Annotated in this window: 16 protein-coding genes; 12 read left to right on the forward strand and 4 right to left on the reverse strand. The window is 67.9% G+C overall.

Annotated elements, in window-relative coordinates:
- The first annotated feature begins 146 nt into the window (after positions 1-146).
- The 3 genes from Q7J26_RS04470 to Q7J26_RS04480 are packed head-to-tail and all read left to right on the forward strand — an operon-like array spanning position 147 to position 4,299.
- On the forward strand, positions 147-1,394 hold the full coding sequence (locus tag Q7J26_RS04470; protein ID WP_304935306.1) for a DUF418 domain-containing protein: 1,248 nt from the start codon (positions 147-149) through the stop codon (positions 1,392-1,394).
- A gap of 41 nt (positions 1,395-1,435) precedes the next feature.
- Entirely contained in the window at positions 1,436-3,319 is a 1,884-nt protein-coding gene (cobT, locus tag Q7J26_RS04475) for a cobaltochelatase subunit CobT (protein ID WP_304935307.1), read from the forward strand.
- Positions 3,316-4,299, forward strand: a complete 984-nt coding sequence (locus Q7J26_RS04480) for an esterase-like activity of phytase family protein (protein WP_304935308.1) — start codon at positions 3,316-3,318, stop codon at positions 4,297-4,299. Before cobT ends, Q7J26_RS04480 begins: the two co-directional genes overlap by 4 nt.
- A 4-nt stretch (positions 4,300-4,303) precedes the next feature.
- Here Q7J26_RS04480 and Q7J26_RS04485 read toward each other — a convergent pair whose 3' ends face one another.
- Genes Q7J26_RS04485 through otsB form a run of 3 tightly spaced genes read right to left on the reverse strand, consistent with a single transcriptional unit; the run spans position 4,304 to position 8,333 of the window.
- Positions 4,304-5,716 (reverse strand): trehalose-6-phosphate synthase, encoded by a 1,413-nt coding sequence (locus Q7J26_RS04485; protein ID WP_304935309.1) that lies wholly within the window; start codon positions 5,714-5,716, stop codon positions 4,304-4,306.
- A gap of 54 nt (positions 5,717-5,770) precedes the next feature.
- Entirely contained in the window at positions 5,771-7,555 is a 1,785-nt protein-coding gene (locus tag Q7J26_RS04490) for a glycoside hydrolase family 15 protein (protein ID WP_304935310.1), read from the reverse strand.
- A 4-nt stretch (positions 7,556-7,559) separates the two neighbouring features.
- A complete protein-coding gene (otsB, locus tag Q7J26_RS04495; protein ID WP_370651910.1) occupies positions 7,560-8,333 on the reverse strand; it encodes a trehalose-phosphatase in 774 nt (257 codons plus the stop codon).
- 153 nt (positions 8,334-8,486) lie between these two features.
- Here otsB and Q7J26_RS04500 point away from each other — a divergent pair, with 153 nt between their 5' ends.
- From Q7J26_RS04500 to truA, 9 genes are read left to right on the forward strand one after another with little or no spacing between them, the layout of a single operon-like run.
- Positions 8,487-9,479: an SIS domain-containing protein gene (locus tag Q7J26_RS04500; RefSeq protein ID WP_304935311.1), complete on the forward strand. Its 993-nt coding sequence runs from the start codon at positions 8,487-8,489 to the stop codon at positions 9,477-9,479.
- Between the two features lie 10 nt (positions 9,480-9,489).
- Entirely contained in the window at positions 9,490-10,773 is a 1,284-nt protein-coding gene (locus Q7J26_RS04505; protein ID WP_304935312.1) for a glycosyltransferase family 1 protein, read from the forward strand.
- 30 nt (positions 10,774-10,803) lie between these two features.
- Complete coding sequence (locus tag Q7J26_RS04510) at positions 10,804-11,976, forward strand: polysaccharide biosynthesis/export family protein (RefSeq protein ID WP_304935313.1); 1,173 nt, start codon at positions 10,804-10,806, stop codon at positions 11,974-11,976.
- 26 nt (positions 11,977-12,002) lie between these two features.
- A complete protein-coding gene (locus Q7J26_RS04515; protein WP_304935314.1) occupies positions 12,003-12,596 on the forward strand; it encodes a hypothetical protein in 594 nt (197 codons plus the stop codon).
- Positions 12,597-12,631: 35 nt separating this feature from the next.
- Positions 12,632-13,033, forward strand: coding sequence for an acyl-CoA thioesterase (locus Q7J26_RS04520; protein ID WP_304935315.1), 402 nt, complete (start codon positions 12,632-12,634; stop codon positions 13,031-13,033).
- 44 nt (positions 13,034-13,077) lie between these two features.
- Positions 13,078-13,656, forward strand: coding sequence for a peptide deformylase (gene def, locus Q7J26_RS04525; RefSeq protein WP_304935316.1), 579 nt, complete (start codon positions 13,078-13,080; stop codon positions 13,654-13,656).
- On the forward strand, positions 13,656-13,898 hold the full coding sequence (locus tag Q7J26_RS04530) for a hypothetical protein (protein ID WP_304935317.1): 243 nt from the start codon (positions 13,656-13,658) through the stop codon (positions 13,896-13,898). The genes def and Q7J26_RS04530 overlap by 1 nt, the downstream gene beginning before the upstream one ends.
- A 27-nt stretch (positions 13,899-13,925) precedes the next feature.
- Positions 13,926-14,849, forward strand: coding sequence for a methionyl-tRNA formyltransferase (gene fmt, locus Q7J26_RS04535; RefSeq protein ID WP_304935318.1), 924 nt, complete (start codon positions 13,926-13,928; stop codon positions 14,847-14,849).
- Positions 14,849-15,592: a tRNA pseudouridine(38-40) synthase TruA gene (gene truA, locus Q7J26_RS04540; RefSeq protein WP_304935319.1), complete on the forward strand. Its 744-nt coding sequence runs from the start codon at positions 14,849-14,851 to the stop codon at positions 15,590-15,592. The genes fmt and truA overlap by 1 nt, the downstream gene beginning before the upstream one ends.
- Before the next feature lie 18 nt (positions 15,593-15,610).
- Here truA and Q7J26_RS04545 read toward each other — a convergent pair.
- A partial coding sequence (locus Q7J26_RS04545; protein WP_304935320.1) for an Asd/ArgC dimerization domain-containing protein occupies positions 15,611-15,971 on the reverse strand: 361 nt, incomplete at its 5' end.

Consider the following 15,971-nt stretch of genomic DNA (forward strand, 5'->3'; position numbering starts at 1 on the left):
GGCGTCAGCTACGCCCTGTGGGCCGGCCTGTGCGCCGCCTTCATCGCCTTCGAGGCCAAGCCGGCGGTCAAGGATCGGTTGGGATTGATGCCGAAAGGTTAGGACCGACGGCCCTTTCGGCCGCAGGATTGGGGGATCCGATGTCGATGGAAAGCCAAGGGAATGACCGCGCCGGGGTCGGCGACGCCGTCCTGGCGCCGGTCGAGGCGGCGGCGAGGATCGTCAGCTTGGACGTCATGCGCGGCCTGGCCGTGCTGGGCATATTGGCCGTCAATGTCGTCTCTTTCGGCCTGCCCTTCATGGTCTATAGCGACCCAAACCTCAGCCCCTTTCCCGTGACCGGCGCCAACGCCGTGGCGCGCTGGGCGGTGGATGTCTTCTTCCACCAGAAATTCATCACCCTTTTCTCGATGCTCTTCGGCGCCTCGATCTTCCTGGTCGGGGGCGAGCGGGAGGATGCGGCGCGCGGGCGGCTGTTGCGGCGCCGGCTGTTCTGGCTGGCGATCATCGCCCTGATCCACGGCCTGGCCTTCTGGTACGGCGACGTCCTGCTGCTCTACGCCTGGTCCGGCCTGTTCGTGATGCTGATGCGGTCGTTCTCGGCCCGCCTCCTGATCGGGATCGGCCTGGGCGTGACCCTGGCGCTGGGTGCGATGCAGGCCGGCGCCGCCTGGCTGATGGTCGCCGGTCCGCCCGTGGTCGTCGAGGCGATGAAGGAGGGCGGCCCGCAATATTCGCTCGACGCCGTCAACGCCGCCATCGCCGCCTATCGCAGCGGTTGGGCCGGGGCCATGGGCCAGAACCTGACCGCCTGGCTGTTCCTTCAGGGCGCCAGTCTGAGCATGTTCGTCTTTTCGACCGTGGCCCTGATGATGACGGGCATGGGCCTGTTCAAGGCGGGCTTCCTCAGCGGCCGGGCGCCGACGGGCCTCTATCTGGCGGTCATCGCGGTCGGCGGGGCGGTGCTGGCCCTGCTGGGCGTGCTGGAATGGGCCGAGGTCATGGCGCCCCGGGGCGCTCACCCGACGCGGGGTCTGTCGGAGGTCGTCGCCTCCTTCCCGATCTTCATCACCCTGGCCTATGTCAGCCTGATCGTCCTGGTCACGCGACATGGAGCGTCGTGGCTGGCGCCCTTGCGGCCGGTGGGCCAAATGGCCTTCACCAACTATCTGACCCAAACCCTGATCATGACCAGCCTGTTCTACATGCCCTGGGGGCCGCGCCTGTTCGGTCAGGTGGATTATGTCGGCATGTGGGGCCTGGTGGCGGCCGTCTGGGCGGTGCAATTGGTCTGGTCCCCACTATGGTTGTCGGCCTTCCGCATGGGTCCGCTGGAGTGGGTCTGGCGCTGTCTGACCTACGGCCGGTGGACGCCGATCCGAAAAGCGGGCTGATCGCGCTTTTATCGCAGGCGCGAAGGGATTAACTGGAGGCCATGGCCGCCCCGGATACTCCCGCCGAAACCTTCAAGCGCGCGCTGGGCCATGCCGCCCGCGCCCTGGCTGAACAGCCCGAGCTGGAGGTGGTGTTCGGGTCTGACGGACCCAAGCTGGTCGGCGGGATCCTGACCCTGCCGCATCCGCCGCGCGACCCCTCGGGGCCCGAGAGCGCGTCCCTGCGGGGCCAGGCTGATCGGCTGGCGCTGCGCCTCGCCAATCACGACACGGCGATCAACGCCCGGATGCGGCCCCTCGACACCAAGGCGGCCGAGGTGTTCGACGCGGTCGAACAGGCGCGGGTCGAGGTTGTGGGCTCCGAATATCTGGCCGGTGTGCGTGACAATATGGGGGCCGCCCTGGTCACCCGGCTGGAAAAGACCGGCGCCCTGCGCATCGCCGACGCCGACCGGGTGCCGGTGGCCGAAGCCGTGGCCCTGCTGGTGCGCGAACGCCTGACGGGCCGTCCGTCGCCCGACGGCGCCAAATCCATGCTGGACCTGGTCCGCGCGGGCATCGAGGTCAAGGCCGGAGACAAGCTGGACGCCCTGGCGGCGACGGCGGGCGATCAGGCGGGCTTCGCCGAGAAGATGCGCGAGGTGCTGCGCGCCCTCGACCTGGATCCCGGCGACGGGCGGGGCGAAGACTCGTCCGACGACCCCGGCGAGGACGAACCCGATCCTCAAGAACCTGAGGCCAGCGACGAGCCGGATCAGGACGAAGATGAACAGGGCGGCGAAGGCTCCCAATCGATGGAGGGCGACGCCGACGATCAGTCGTCGGAGGAAGAACGCGACAGCCGACCCGAAGGCGCGCCCGGCGACCCGCAAGGCGACGCCTCCGAAGACGGGCCTGAGCTGAACGAGGGCCAGCAGCCCAATCGCCAGCAGACCGCCGACGACGGCCGGGCGGTCGACTTCTACCGCGTCTTCACCACCGCCTATGACGAGGTGGTGGACGCCGCCGACCTGTGCGACCCGATGGAGTTGGAGCGGCTGCGCAACCTGCTGGACCAGCAGCTGACCATCCTGTCCAGCGTGGTCTCTCGCCTGGCCAACAAGCTGCAACGCCGCCTGCTGGCGCAGCAGAACCGGTCCTGGATGTTCGATCTTGAAGAGGGGATGCTGGACACGGCCCGCCTGACCCGGATCGTCACCGACCCCACCGCCCCCCTGTCGTTCAAGGCCGAGAGCGAAAGCCCGTTCCGCGATACGGTCGTGACCCTGTTGCTGGACAACTCCGGCTCGATGCGCGGGCGACCGATCATGGTGGCGGCGGTCTGCGCCGACATACTGGCGCGGACCCTGGAACGGTGCGGGGTCAAGGTCGAGATCCTGGGCTTCACCACCCGGGCCTGGAAGGGCGGACAGAGCCGCGAGGCGTGGATCACCGCCGGCAAGCCCGCCAATCCAGGCCGCCTGAACGACCTGCGCCACATCATCTACAAGGCCGCAGACGCGCCCTGGCGGCGGGCCAAGAAGAACCTGGGCCTGATGATGCGCGAGGGTCTGCTGAAAGAGAATATCGACGGCGAGGCCCTGCAATGGGCGCACAATCGCCTGTTGGCCCGCACCGAGCAGCGCCGCATCCTGATGGTCATTTCCGACGGTTCGCCGGTCGACGACTCGACCCAGTCGGCCAACGCCGCCCTCTATCTGGACAAACACCTGCGCCAGGTGATCGCCGAGATCGAGGACCGGTCGCCGGTCGAACTGCTGGCCATCGGCATCGGCCACGACGTGACCCGCTGGTACCGCAAGGCCCTGACCATCGTCGATGTCGAGCAACTGGCCGGCGCCATGACCGAGAAACTGGCCGAACTGTTCGAGGCCGAGGGCGCCGCGGGGCCCACCCGCCGGACGCGAAAGAAGCTGGCCGCGTGACCCGTTTCCGCCGCCTGGCCGCTGTCTGGGCCGCCCTGTCGCTGACGGCCTGCGCCACCGCGCTCAGCGCGCCCCAGCCGAACCTGGCCGGGATGAACGGCTGGACCTACGCTCCGGCCGAGCTGAAGGCCGTCGGCCTGGGGCTGCCGGGCGCGGTCCTGGCGCCCGGCGTGAGTTTCGCGGGCGGAGTGGAGATCGTGGCCGGCCTGGGTTCGCCGCTGCATGGCCTGTCGGACCTGAAGCTGACCGGCGACGGCGGCTTTGTGGCCGTGTCGGACGCGGGGGACCTGGTGCGCGGCCAGTTGCGGTTGGACGCCCAGGGGCGGCTGGTGGGCCTTGACCGTCTGGCCTCGCGCCGACTGACGCTGGAAGACGGTCGGCCGATCACGGACAAGGTCGACGGCGACGCCGAGGGGCTGGCCCTGACCCGTTCGGGCGACCTGTTGATCAGTTTCGAGCGGCATCATCGCATCTGGAACTATGGCCCCCTGTCGGCCCTGAAGACGCCGACGCCAGCAGCCTCGCCCGACGCCGTCTTCCCCGACAACGAAGGCATGGAAGGTCTGGCTGCGGCCCTTCCGGGCGACCGCGCCGAGGGCTGGCGCGCGGCGGGCGAGACGGGCGGCGTCTGGGATTGCACGTCTGCTGGATGTCGCCCGGTCGCCCCGCAACCAACCGAGGCGCCGGGCGGCGGCGACTATCGCAACACCGGCCTGGATCGCGACCCGGACGGCGAGGGCTGGTTCATGGTCCAGCGCAGCTACAGCCCGCCGTTCGACATGCGCGGCCGTCTTCGCCGTCTGTCGCCGGACGGGACGCCGGGACCGGTGCTGATCGAGCTGAAACTGCCCGGCACGACCGATAATTTCGAGGGGGTGGCGGCTGAACGGCGCGGCCAGACGACGCGGCTTTATCTGCTGTCCGACGACAACGCCAACCCCGCCCAGCGCACCCTGCTGCTGGCCTTCGACCTGCGCTGAGGCGTCAGGCCGCCCCGGCCCACTGGGCCGTCTCGGGCTCGCCGGCCACGGACCGCAGCGCCTTGACGAAATCGTCACGCCAGATGCCGACATCGGTGTCGCGCACCACCTGCATCAGGGCCTCCCATTTCCGGATCCGCTCGGACAGGGGCATGGTCAGGGCCTTCTGGATCGCGTCCGACAGCTCCTCGCGGCTGTAAGGATTGACCAGCAGGGCCTCGCCCATCTGTTCCGCCGCCCCGGCGAAACGCGACAGGATCAGCACGCCGGGATCCTCCGGGTTCTGGGCCGCGACATATTCCTTGGCCACCAGGTTCATGCCGTCGCGCAACGGCGTCACCAGCCCGACCCGGGCCGCGCGATAGATGCCGGCCAGCTGATCGCGGCGATAGGTGCGGTTCAGATAGCGGACCGGCTGCCAGTCCATGTCGCCGAAGGCGCCGTTGACCCGCCCGGCCAGCGAATCCAGCCGCGCCCGCAGATCCTGATAGGAATCCACGTCGTCGCGCGAGATGGGCGTCACCTGCAGCAGGAAGACCTCGCCCCGCATCGAGGCGTTGTCGTGCAGGAACTGCTCATAGCCCAGCAGCCGTTCCTCCAGGCCCTTGGAGTAATCCAGCCGGTCCACGCCGACGATCATCGACCGGAAGGCGGCCGAGGCCGCCATCCGATCATAGGTCCGCGCCCCGAGGGTCGAGTTCCGCGCCGCCAGGAAGCCGTCCACGTCGATGCCGATGGGGAAGACGCCGGTCTGAACCCGTCGCCCGAAACACTCCAGCCCGCCATGGCCGAACAGCTCGCCCTGAGCCTCGCTGACCACATAGTCGGTGAACAGATCGCTCCATTCCTGGGTATGGAAACCGATCAAGTCGAAATCGAACATCGATTCCACCAGCCGGCGGTGGTGGGGCAGGGTGACCAGCAGCTGACGCGCCGGCCAGGGCGTGTGCAGGAAGAAGCCGATCCGGTTGCGGATTCCCAGGCGGCGCAGGTCCCGCGCCATCGGGATCATGTGATAGTCGTGGATCCAGATGATGTCGTCCGGCTCGATCACCGGCGCCAGAACCTCGGCGAACCGGCGGTTCACCCGTTCATAGCCCTCGCCATAGGACCGCTCGTACTGGGCCAGGTCGATCCGGTGGTGGAACAGGGGCCACAGGGTCTTGTTGGCGTAGCCGTTGTAATATTCGTCGACGTCCTGCGGCTCCAGATCGACCAGGCCGACCGTGACGCCCGCCCGGTCCTCCACCTTCATCTCGCCGGTGAAGGTCTCGATCGTCTCGCCCGACCAGCCGAACCACAGACCCTCGTATTTTCTCAGGGCGGCGGACAGGGCCATGGCCAGGCCGCCGGCCGAGCCTGCGGCGGGGTCAGTGGGGGCCGAAACCCGGTTGGATACGACGATAAGACGGCTCATGACTTCACTTCGGCAACGACCCCAGCCCCGGGGACAGACACGGTGTTCGGCGGCTTAACGCACGTCGGTCCAGGATCGGCTCAACATCACGGCGCAATTGATGATGCCGACCAGCGAATAGGTCTGGGGGTAGTTGCCCCACAGTTCGCCGTCCTCGACCGAAATATCCTCGCTCAGCAGACCCGCCTCGGTGCGGCGGCTCAGCATTTCCTGGAAAATTTCGCGCGCTTCTTCGACCCGGCCGTTCTGGTGCAGGGCCTCGATGAACCAGAAGGTGCAGAAGTTGAAGGCCGTCTCCGGCTCGCCGAAATCATCCGGTTCGACATAGCGGAACAGGAAGGCGCCCTTCTTCAGATCGCGCTCGATGGCGTCGAAGGTGGCGACCTGGCGCGGGTCGTGGGCGTCAAGGAATCCCAGATCCGTCAGTTGCAGCAGGGAGGCGTCCAGTTCGCGGCCGCCGAAACTGGCGGCGAACCGCCCCTCGTCCGGCAGGAAGGTTTCGGCCTCGACCCGTTCGCGGATGATGGTCGCCCGTTCGCGCCAGATCTCGCCCCGCGCGGTCAGGCCCAGATGGTCCGCCGCCTTGGCCAGACGGTCGCACGCCGCCCAGCACATGACCGACGAATAGGTGTGGACCCGCGCGATGGTGCGGAACTCCCACAGGCCGGCGTCGGTCTGATCGTGCATGGCGAAGGCGCGTTCGCCGACCTTCTCCAGGGCGTGGAAATCCTCGACCGTTCCGGGGCGCAACAGGCGCTGGTCGTAGAAGGCCTGGACCAGCGGCAGGACGATCTGTCCGTACACGTCATGCTGCAGATGTTCGTGCGCCTGATTGCCGATCCGCACCGGCTTCATGCCGCGATAACCTTCGACCGTATCGACGATGCTCTCGCCGATACCGGGCTCCAGCCCCACGCCATAAACTGGCTGCACATGGCCGCCGTCGGCGTCATCGACCAGGTTGCGCAGATAGCCGAGATAGTTTTCCAGAATATCGACCGCGCCTAGCCGGTTCAGCGCCCGCACCGTATAATAGGCGTCGCGGATCCAGCAGTAACGATAGTCCCAGTTGCGGCCGCTTTCCTTGAACTCGGGCACCGAAGTGGTCATGGCGGCGACGATGGCCCCGGTCTCCTCATAGGCGCACAGTTTCAGGGTGATGGCCGCGCGGATCACCGCCTCCTGGTAGTCCAGCGGCAGATACAGTTTGCGCACCCACTCCTGCCAATAGGCGATGGTGCGGTCCAGCGCCGCCTGAACGCCCGGCCCGACATCCTGATCATAGCCCTCGTCAGGCCCCATGAAGAAGGCGTGCGGCCTTTCCAGGCGGAACACCCGTTCTTCGACCACATGCGACACTGGACAGTCGGTGGTCAGACGGAAGGTCACATCCGGGCAGATGTAGCGGATATGGTTCGAGCCGGAGGTGCAGGGCGCCCGCCGGGCGCCCCAATCGGCGGACGGCCGCAGCCGGATGCGAATGCGCGGCGTGCCCTCCAGCGGCCGGATGATCCGCCCGAACGCCAGGGGCCGATAGGTGCGGGAGTGTTTCGCATGGCGGGGCGCGAAGTCGATGATCTCGACCGCCGCGCCGTCTTCCGCCGTCAGGACCGTGCGCAGCACCGGCGTGTTGCGGATATAGGCCTGGCTGACGTGTTTCAGGCCCTCCAGTTCGACGGCCCAATAGCCGTGTTCGGGATCTTCGCCATTCATCAGGGACGAGAAGACCGGGTCACCGTCCACACGCGGCGCGCAGGCCCAGACAAACCGGCCCTGACGATCGATCAGGGCGCTGATGGCGCAGTTGCCGATGGGGAAGAGATCAAGATTCGGTTTCATCGGTTCAGGCCTTCGCCACGGCTTCAAGCCAGGTCAGGACGGCGTCCACGTCGTCCAGTCGATAACGGGCGGCCGTCTCGCGCTCCGGCCCCACCAGCACGCCATATCCGCCCAGAGCGGCCGCTGCCTCGAAACCGTGCTCGTCGGTCAGGTCGTCGCCCAGCATGACGGGAACAGCGCCCTTGAACGGGGCGTCCTGCATGAAGTCGGTCACGGCCGTGCCCTTGTCGGCGCCGGGCGTCTTGAGTTCCAGCACCATATGGCCGGGTTGCAGGCTCAAGCCTGTCTCGGCCTGCAGGCGTTTGGCCAGGGCCTTCGCCGCGTCCGTCTGATCCGGCGCCTGGCGATAGTGCAGCCCGGCCGAAACCCCCTTGTCCTCGACGATGACGCCCGGCCGATCCGCAGCGAAAGCCTGGAAACCGGCCAGGGCCACGGCGACGCCGGCGTCCGGCGCACCACGGCTGATGGATCCGTCTTTCAGCCGACGCTCCAGCCCATGCACCCCGGACGCCGAGGTCAGGGCATGGTCGGAAATCCGGTCGACCTCGGCTATTGTTCGCCCACTGACGATGGCGACGCGGCCCGCCAATCGGGCCTCGACCGCCTTCAGAGCGGCAGTGCGACGCGCGACCGGCCCGACGCCGTCCGGCGTCGGCGCCATGGGCGCCAAAACCCCGTCCATATCCAGGAACAGGGCGATCCCGTCCGCGACGACAGGCGGCGTTGGCAGCAATAGAGCTTCGGCTCCGGCGTGAGACGGCATGTGGCGTGCACTCATTTTGACTTCCCCAGCCCCTCCTAACGCGCCACTCCGGCAAAGGTTGACCCGAAAGCGACAAAGTCGTCTGAAAGGAGACGTTGCGCGCGACCTTGGGATGGGGCAGATCGCGCGCCTCGAACTAAGGAGAGCCCGCAAGGGGCCTGCCAGACCATGACCGAGATCGTCCATTCGTCTCCCGACGACATCGCCGCCATGACGGATCGTGCGCGTGAGGTGATGCGGCTTAATATCGAGGCGCTGGAGGCTTTGGAGCGGGCGATCGACGTTTCCATGGCCCGCGCCGTCGACGTCATCATGAGCCGGCCGGGCTATGTGATCGTCACCGGCATGGGCAAGTCCGGCCATATCGGCGGCAAGATCGCCGCCACCCTGGCCTCGACCGGCACCAGCGCCTTCTTCGTCCACCCCGCCGAAATGAGCCATGGCGACCTGGGCATGCTGCGCCCGGACGTGACGGTGCTGGCCATCTCCAACTCAGGCGAAAGCCGCGAACTGCGTGACCCCCTGATCTATTGCCAGCGCAACGGCATACCGGTCATCGCCATCACCCAGCGCCCGGCCAGTTTCCTGGGCCGCAACGCCGCCGTCTGCCTGACCATGCCAAAGGTGGCCGAGGCCTGCCCCAACGGCCTGGCGCCCACGACCTCGACCCTGATGACACTGGCCCTGGGCGACGCCCTGGCCATGGTGCTGATGGACCGCCGCGCCTTCAGCGCCATGGACTTCGGCCTGCACCACCCCGGCGGGGCGCTGGGCATGAGCCTGCAGAGCGTGCGCGAATGGATGGGCGACAACGCCGCCGCCCCCGCCAGCGTGCCGCTGAACGCCAATTTCAGCGAGGTCGTCTCGGCCATCACCGAGGGACGAAAGGGCGCCGTCGCCGTGCTCGACCCGGACGGGACCCTGGCCGGGATCGTCACCGACGGCGACCTCCGCCGCGCCTTCCAGCGCGAGACCACCAATCTGACGGCGGCCGACATCATGGGCCCCAATCCCATCACCGTCGATCCGGATGCGCGGATGAGCGACGTCGTCGATCTGCTGACCGCCAACAAGATCGCCAATCTGTTTGTCGTCGAAGAGGGCCGGCCGACCGCCATCGTCCACATCGCCGAGCTGATGCAGGCCGGCTACGTCGCCTGACGCCCCGATCATGAGAATCCTTTACGACGCCAGCCGGCTGATGAGCCGGGCCGACCGTTCCGCCCCCACGGGAGTCGATCGGGTCTGTCTGGCCTATGCCGAATGGCTGCTGTCCCGCCCCGACGTCGTCACCATACCGGTTCGGGGCCGCAAGAACCGACTGATCGCGGTCGAAACCGAGTGGTTCCGCCGGTTCGTCGTCGAACTGCGGGGGCGGTGGAACGGAGCGGCCGATGCGTCCGGCGATCCGGCGCACGAAGCGCGGCTGCTGACCGCGCTGACCGCACCAGTTCGCCCAAACCAGTCGGTGATCAGCCCGCCGCCCGCGCCGTCGCACAAGAAGCCTGCGGACAGAAGCCGGGTGCTGAAACAGTTTTTCCGCTCGCGCCATGTCGTCGCGCCGCCGCCCGCCGACCTCTATCTCAACGTGGGCCACACCACGCTGCACGAGCCGACCGCCTTGCTTGAGCTGGAGGCGGCGGGTGTGGAACGCGTGGTGCTGCTCCACGACCTGATTCCGATCACCCATCCGGAATTCTGCCGTCCCGGCGACGGCGATAAACATCACGCCCGTGTCGCCAACACCTTGCGATACGCCAGCCGCATCATCGTCAACTCAGCCTCCACCGGCGACGAGCTGCGCGTCTTCGCCTCCTGCGAAGGCCTGCCTCAACCGCCCGTCCATGTTGCGCACCTGGGGTTGGAGCCCGCCTTCATCGACGGCGACGTCGTAGAGACGACGCGGCCCTATTTCGTTCATGTCGGCACGATCGAGGCCCGCAAGAACCTGGCGCTTCTGCTGACTCTTTGGCGGCGGCTGGAAGAACGGCTGGGCGAAAGAACGCCCTCCCTCGTATTGGTCGGTCGCTACGGTTGGGAAAACGAGGCCGTGCTGGACCATCTGGAACGTTCGCCGAACCTGCAAGGCGTCGTGCACCAGGCTTCCAACCTCTCCGACGTCCTTCTGGCGCGGCTGATGCGGGGCGCACGCGCGGTCCTGGCGCCGTCTTCGGTCGAAGGCTTCGACCTCCCGGCGGTTGAGGCCCGCGCCATGGGCCTGTCCTTGCTCGCTTCTGACATTCCGGCCCACCGCGAACTCACGCCCGATGCCGAGTTGATCGACCCGCTGGACGGGCTCGGCTGGCTGGCTGCGGTCGAACGCGCCACCCTGGAAAGCCCCGCGCGACCGACGCCTCAGTCGGCGCCGTCCTGGGCAGGCCATTTCGACATCGTCGCCGAGGCGATCGGCCTGTCGCCCGCGTCGCCTCTGGCGGGCGTCCCCAAAGACTTGTAATCAGTCCGCGAACAAGGGCCGTCCTGCTTTATGACTCGCACCATCCTCCCCCTCGCCATCGTCGCCATTCTGGGCGGGTGCTCCACCCTGCCCCGCGACGGACCATCAGGCGCCTCGATCAACGCCGGCGCTTCCACGCCCCAGACCCAGGGCAGCTATGCTCTGGTGCCGCTGACCTATGAGGTCACCGAGCGGATGAAGATGGTGCCGCCTCAGTTCTTCGGCACCCTGGCCGCCGCTTCCAGCGAGCAGCCGGCGGATGTCATCGGCGTCGGCGACACCCTGGCCATCTCGATCTACGATCCCTCGGGCGCCCTGTTCGGCGGCGCGCTCGGCAGCGGCTCCAGCGCCAATCGCGCTCAAACGACCCTGTCAGGCGGGTCCCAGGCCCTGCCGGGCGTGACGGTTGACCGCAGCGGCTCGGTCGCCGTGCCCTTCGGCGGCCAGGTCCGCGTCGAAGGTTTGACAGCGCCCCAGGCTGCGGCGGCCGTTCGCCGCGCCCTGGTCGGCAAGGTCGCCAACCCCCAGGTCCTCGTCGGCATCGCCGACAACGCCTCCAATACGGTCAATGTCTTCGGCGACGTACGCCAACCCGGTCGCGCGCCCCTGGGCGTCAACAGCGACCGCATCCTGGACGTTATCGCCGCCGCCGGCGGCTCAGCGCGTGAAACCGACGACCTGACCATCAGCATCCAGCGCGGCGGCCAGACCTATACGGCCCCCATGACGGCCGTGACGACCGAGTTCAGTGAGAACGTTCGCCTGCAACGCGGCGACGTGATCAATGTCCAGTACAAGCCGCGCCGTTTCTCCACCTTCGGCGCCCTGAACGCGGTGACCCAGGTGGACATGCCTTCGGGGGCCATGACCTTGAGCGGCGCCATGTCCAAAGTCGGCGGCCTGAACACCAACACCGCCAACGCCCGGCGTGTGATGGTCTTCCGGTTCGAGCGTCCGGAAGTGGCGCAGGCTTTGGGGATCACCCAGCCGGCCACACCCAAGGGCGTGCCCGTGGTCTATGAGCTGGACTTCAACGAAGCCGCCAACGTCTTCGCCGCCACCAATATGCAGATCATGCCGGAAGACGTGATCTATGTGCCCCTGGCCGGCGCCGCCGAAGCCCGCAAATTCTTCGAGGTCGTCCAGAGCCTGACACGCGTGATCTATGATGTGTCGGTCACCAGCTCTCTCAGCACCGACTGACGGTGCAGGCGCGCTGGCGGGCCCTGATGTCTCGGTTGACCGGATCCACCGCCGGTCAGTCGCGAACGACAGACATCGATAGAGCGGCGGCATCCCCTTTTGATCGTCCGTCCGATTTCAAGCCGTCCGACCCAGACCCTCTAGAGATCGCGCTCGCCGAGATCGAAGCCGGCGCACTGGAGGTCTACGCCCATGCGGGACTGCCGACCGCGCCCGGCCATTACCGCAAGCCGCCTGACGCGGACGCCTGGACCTTCATCGCCGCCGAACTGTCGCCAGAGGCGCGCTTCGCCCTGACGCTGGACCATCCTGCGGAAAGGGGGTGGCGCTTCGCCCGCCTGCAAGACCTGGGCGCGAGGTCCGGCCGGGCGGACCTTCGCGCGGCGTCCCGTCTGCTGAACGAGATCGCTGATCTGCGGGCCGCCCGTCGCGGGGTTCTCAAAGAAGATCATCTGTTGATCGCGCTGGAATTGGGCGGCGCCTGGCGCGCGCTCAGGGACTCAAAGGCCGTAACCGCGTCGCGCCTGACCCTGACGCCTCCCCAAACCGCATCGCCCAAGGCCGCGAAGACGCCCCGGAAACCCCGGGCGAAGCGCGACAAATCGCCCGAGGCGCGCTAGGAACGCGGCCTTCCCCGAACGCCAGAGCTTTCCCCATGTCCGACGCGCCCGAATATCCGCCCGAGACCCGTCCCGTCGGCCGCATCATCGCCATGCCGGCGGACACCAATCCCGAAGGCGACATCTTCGGCGGCTGGCTGCTGGCCCAGATGGACGTGGCGGGCGCCACCCCGGCCTTCGAACTGGCCCAGGGCCGCTGCGCCACTGTGGCGCTGGACGGCATGGTGTTTCACCAGCCGGTCGCGGTCGGGGATGAAGTCAGCATCTACGCCGACGTCATCGGCACCGGCCGCACCTCGATCCGCATCCATGTCGAGGCCTGGAAACGCGCGCGCGGCCAACCTCTGGCCACTTCAGTTCGCGTGACCCAGGGCGTCTTCACCTATGTGGCCATCGACGAGAACCGCAAGCCGCGACCGTTGCCCGGCAAGGAATAGGCGGAAATCTTGACCTGACGCCGGGTCGCGCCTACGTCCCGGCCATGGCCATCCGTCGCATCCTCACCATCGATATCCCCGCCGACCTGGCGATTCTGAAACAGGTCTCCAAGCCCGTCGCGGCCGTGGACGACGCCGTCCGCACCCTGATGGACGACATGCTGGAGACCATGTACGACGCGCCGGGCATCGGCCTGGCCGCCGTACAGGTCGGCGCCCTGGACCGGGTCATCGTCATGGACCTGGGCGACCGCGACGGAACCGTCTGCGAAACCGAGGAAGAAGACACGCCGGAAGCCGCCGAGGCGCGCAAGAATCCGCGCTTCTTCGCCAATCCGGAAATCCTGTGGACCTCGGACGAGCTCTTCACCTACGAAGAGGGCTGCCTGTCGATCCCCGAGTATTTCGACAAGGTGGAACGCCCGGCGCGCGTCCGCATTCGCTATCTGAACCGTGACGGTCAGTCGGTGGAGGAAGAGGCCGAAGGCCTCTACGCCGTCTGCATCCAGCACGAGATGGACCACCTTAACGGCGTGCTTTTCATCGACCATCTTTCGCGGCTGAAGCGGGATCGCGCCGTGACCAAGGTCAAGAAGGCCGCCCGCGACAGGATCGCCGCCTGATGACCCGACGCACCCCCCGCTCCATCCGCCGCGGCCAGTCCCTGGTCATCGATACGCAAGGCCGTCGTCGCCTGACCCGAAGCCAGAAGATCGGCGTCGCCGGGGTCGCGACCCTGGCCGGGGTCGCCCTGCTGGGCGTGGTGGCGGGTCTACTGCTGGACCGCCTGCTCGATTTCGACGACGCCCTGGACGCGGGCGGCGAATGGGATGAGGGCGGCGGCGTCTTCACCCGCTGGCAGTAAAGGCCGCAAGCCGTTAAAGGCGTGCCCATGCGCCTTGCCTTCATGGGAACTCCCGACTTCGCCGTGCCGTCCCTGGCCGAGCTTCTCGCCTCGGGCCACGAGATCGTCGCCGTCTATTCGCAGCCGCCGCGCCCCAGGGGCCGGGGCCAGAAGCTGACGCCGTCGCCGGTTCACGCCTTCGCCGAGACCATGGGTCTGCCGGTGTTCACGCCCGACAGCATGAAGGCCCCCGAGGCCGTCGCGAACTTCCAGAGCCTGGATCTCGACGCCGCCTGCGTCGTCGCCTACGGCCAGATCCTGAACGCCGAGGTGCTGGCCGCGCCCCGGCTGGGCTGTCTGAACCTGCACGGCTCGCTGCTGCCCCGCTGGCGCGGCGCGGCGCCGATCCAGAGGGCGATCATGGCCGGGGACGCCGAGACCGGGGTTCAGATCATGCAGATGAGCCTGGGCCTGGACGAAGGCCCGATCCTGCTGGGCGAGGTGATGGACATCCGGCCCGACGACACGGCCGCCAGCCTGTCCGAACGCATGGCCCATGTCGGCGCCGGCCTGTGGCCCCGCGCCCTGGCCGCCATTGACCGCGGCGGCGTCTCGCCCACCGAACAGGTCGGCGAACCGACCTATGCCAGGAAGATCACCCCCGCCGAGGCCCGGATCGACTGGACCCGTTCGGCGGCCGAGGTGGACGCCCATATCCGCGGCCTGTCGCCCTTCCCCGGCGCCTGGTTCGAGGCCCCATCTGAGGCCGGCCCTGTACGGATCAAGGCCCTGCTGTCGGCCCTGGCCGACGGTTCGGGCGCGCCCGGCGCGGCGCTGGACGACGCCCTGACCGTGGCCTGCGGGACCGGCGCCGTACGCCTGATACGGGTTCAGCGCGAGAGCAAGGCGGCGCAATCGGCCGAGGAGATGCTGCGCGGCTTCCCCCTGCCGGCCGGGACCGTGCTCGGCTGATGCCGCGCTACAAGCTGACCCTCGAATACGACGGCACGGCCTATAACGGCTTTCAGGCCCAGGCGGACCAGCCGACGGTCCAGGGGGCGGTCGAGGCCGCCATACTGGCCTTTTCGGGCGAGCGGATCCGCATCGCTGCGGCGGGACGCACCGACACCGGCGTTCACGCCACGGCCCAGGTCATCCATGCCGATCTGGAGCGGGACTGGCCGGTGGATACGGTGCTGAACGCCATAAACGCCCATCTGATCAAACAGGACGTCTGCGTTCTTTCGGCCGAATACGCGCCCGATCCCGACTGGCACGCGCGGTTCTCGGCCACCGGCCGGGGCTATCTGTACCGGATCCTGAACCGCCGCCCCCAGCCGGTGCTGGAGCGGGATCGGGTCTGGCACGTCAAGAAGACCCTGGACGCCGAGGCCATGCACCATGCGGCCCAGGTGCTGGTGGGCCTGCACGACTTCACCACCTTCCGCGACGTGGGCTGCCAGTCCAAGTCGCCGGTCAAGACCCTGGACGTCGCCCGCGTCTCCCGTTTCGGCGAGGAGGTGCATCTGGTCTTCCAGGCCCGCAGCTTCCTTCACCGCCAGGTCCGGTCGATGGCCGGCACCCTGGTCGAGGTGGGTCTGGGCCGCTGGACCGCCCATGACGTCAAGGCGGCGCTGGAGGCGAAGGACCGCGCCCGGTGCGGCCCCGTCGCCCCCTCGGCGGGGCTCTATCTCAGCGGCGTGCGCTACGACTGAACCCTGCCTGGGGCCGGATCAGCCGCGCTGCTGAACCAGAACCTCGGCGATCTGCACCGCGTTCAGGGCTGCGCCCTTGCGCAGATTGTCGTTCGAGACGAACAGGGCCAGGCCGTGCTCGACCGTCGGATCGGGACGCACCCGGCCGACGAAGACGGGGTCCTGGCCCGCCGCCTCCAGCGGGTTCGGCACGGCGGTGACGACCACGCCCGGCGCCTTAGCCAGCAGGTCCAGCGCGGTCGCGACCGAGATCGCGCGTTCGAACTCGACATTGATCGACAGCGAGTGGCCGGTGAAGACCGGCACGCGCACGCAGGTGCCGGACACCGGCAGGCCGGGGATTTCCAGGATCTTGCGGCTCTCGTCGCGCAGCTTCAGT

The sequence above is a fragment of the Brevundimonas sp. genome, assembly GCF_030656255.1.
Lineage (GTDB): Bacteria > Pseudomonadota > Alphaproteobacteria > Caulobacterales > Caulobacteraceae > Brevundimonas.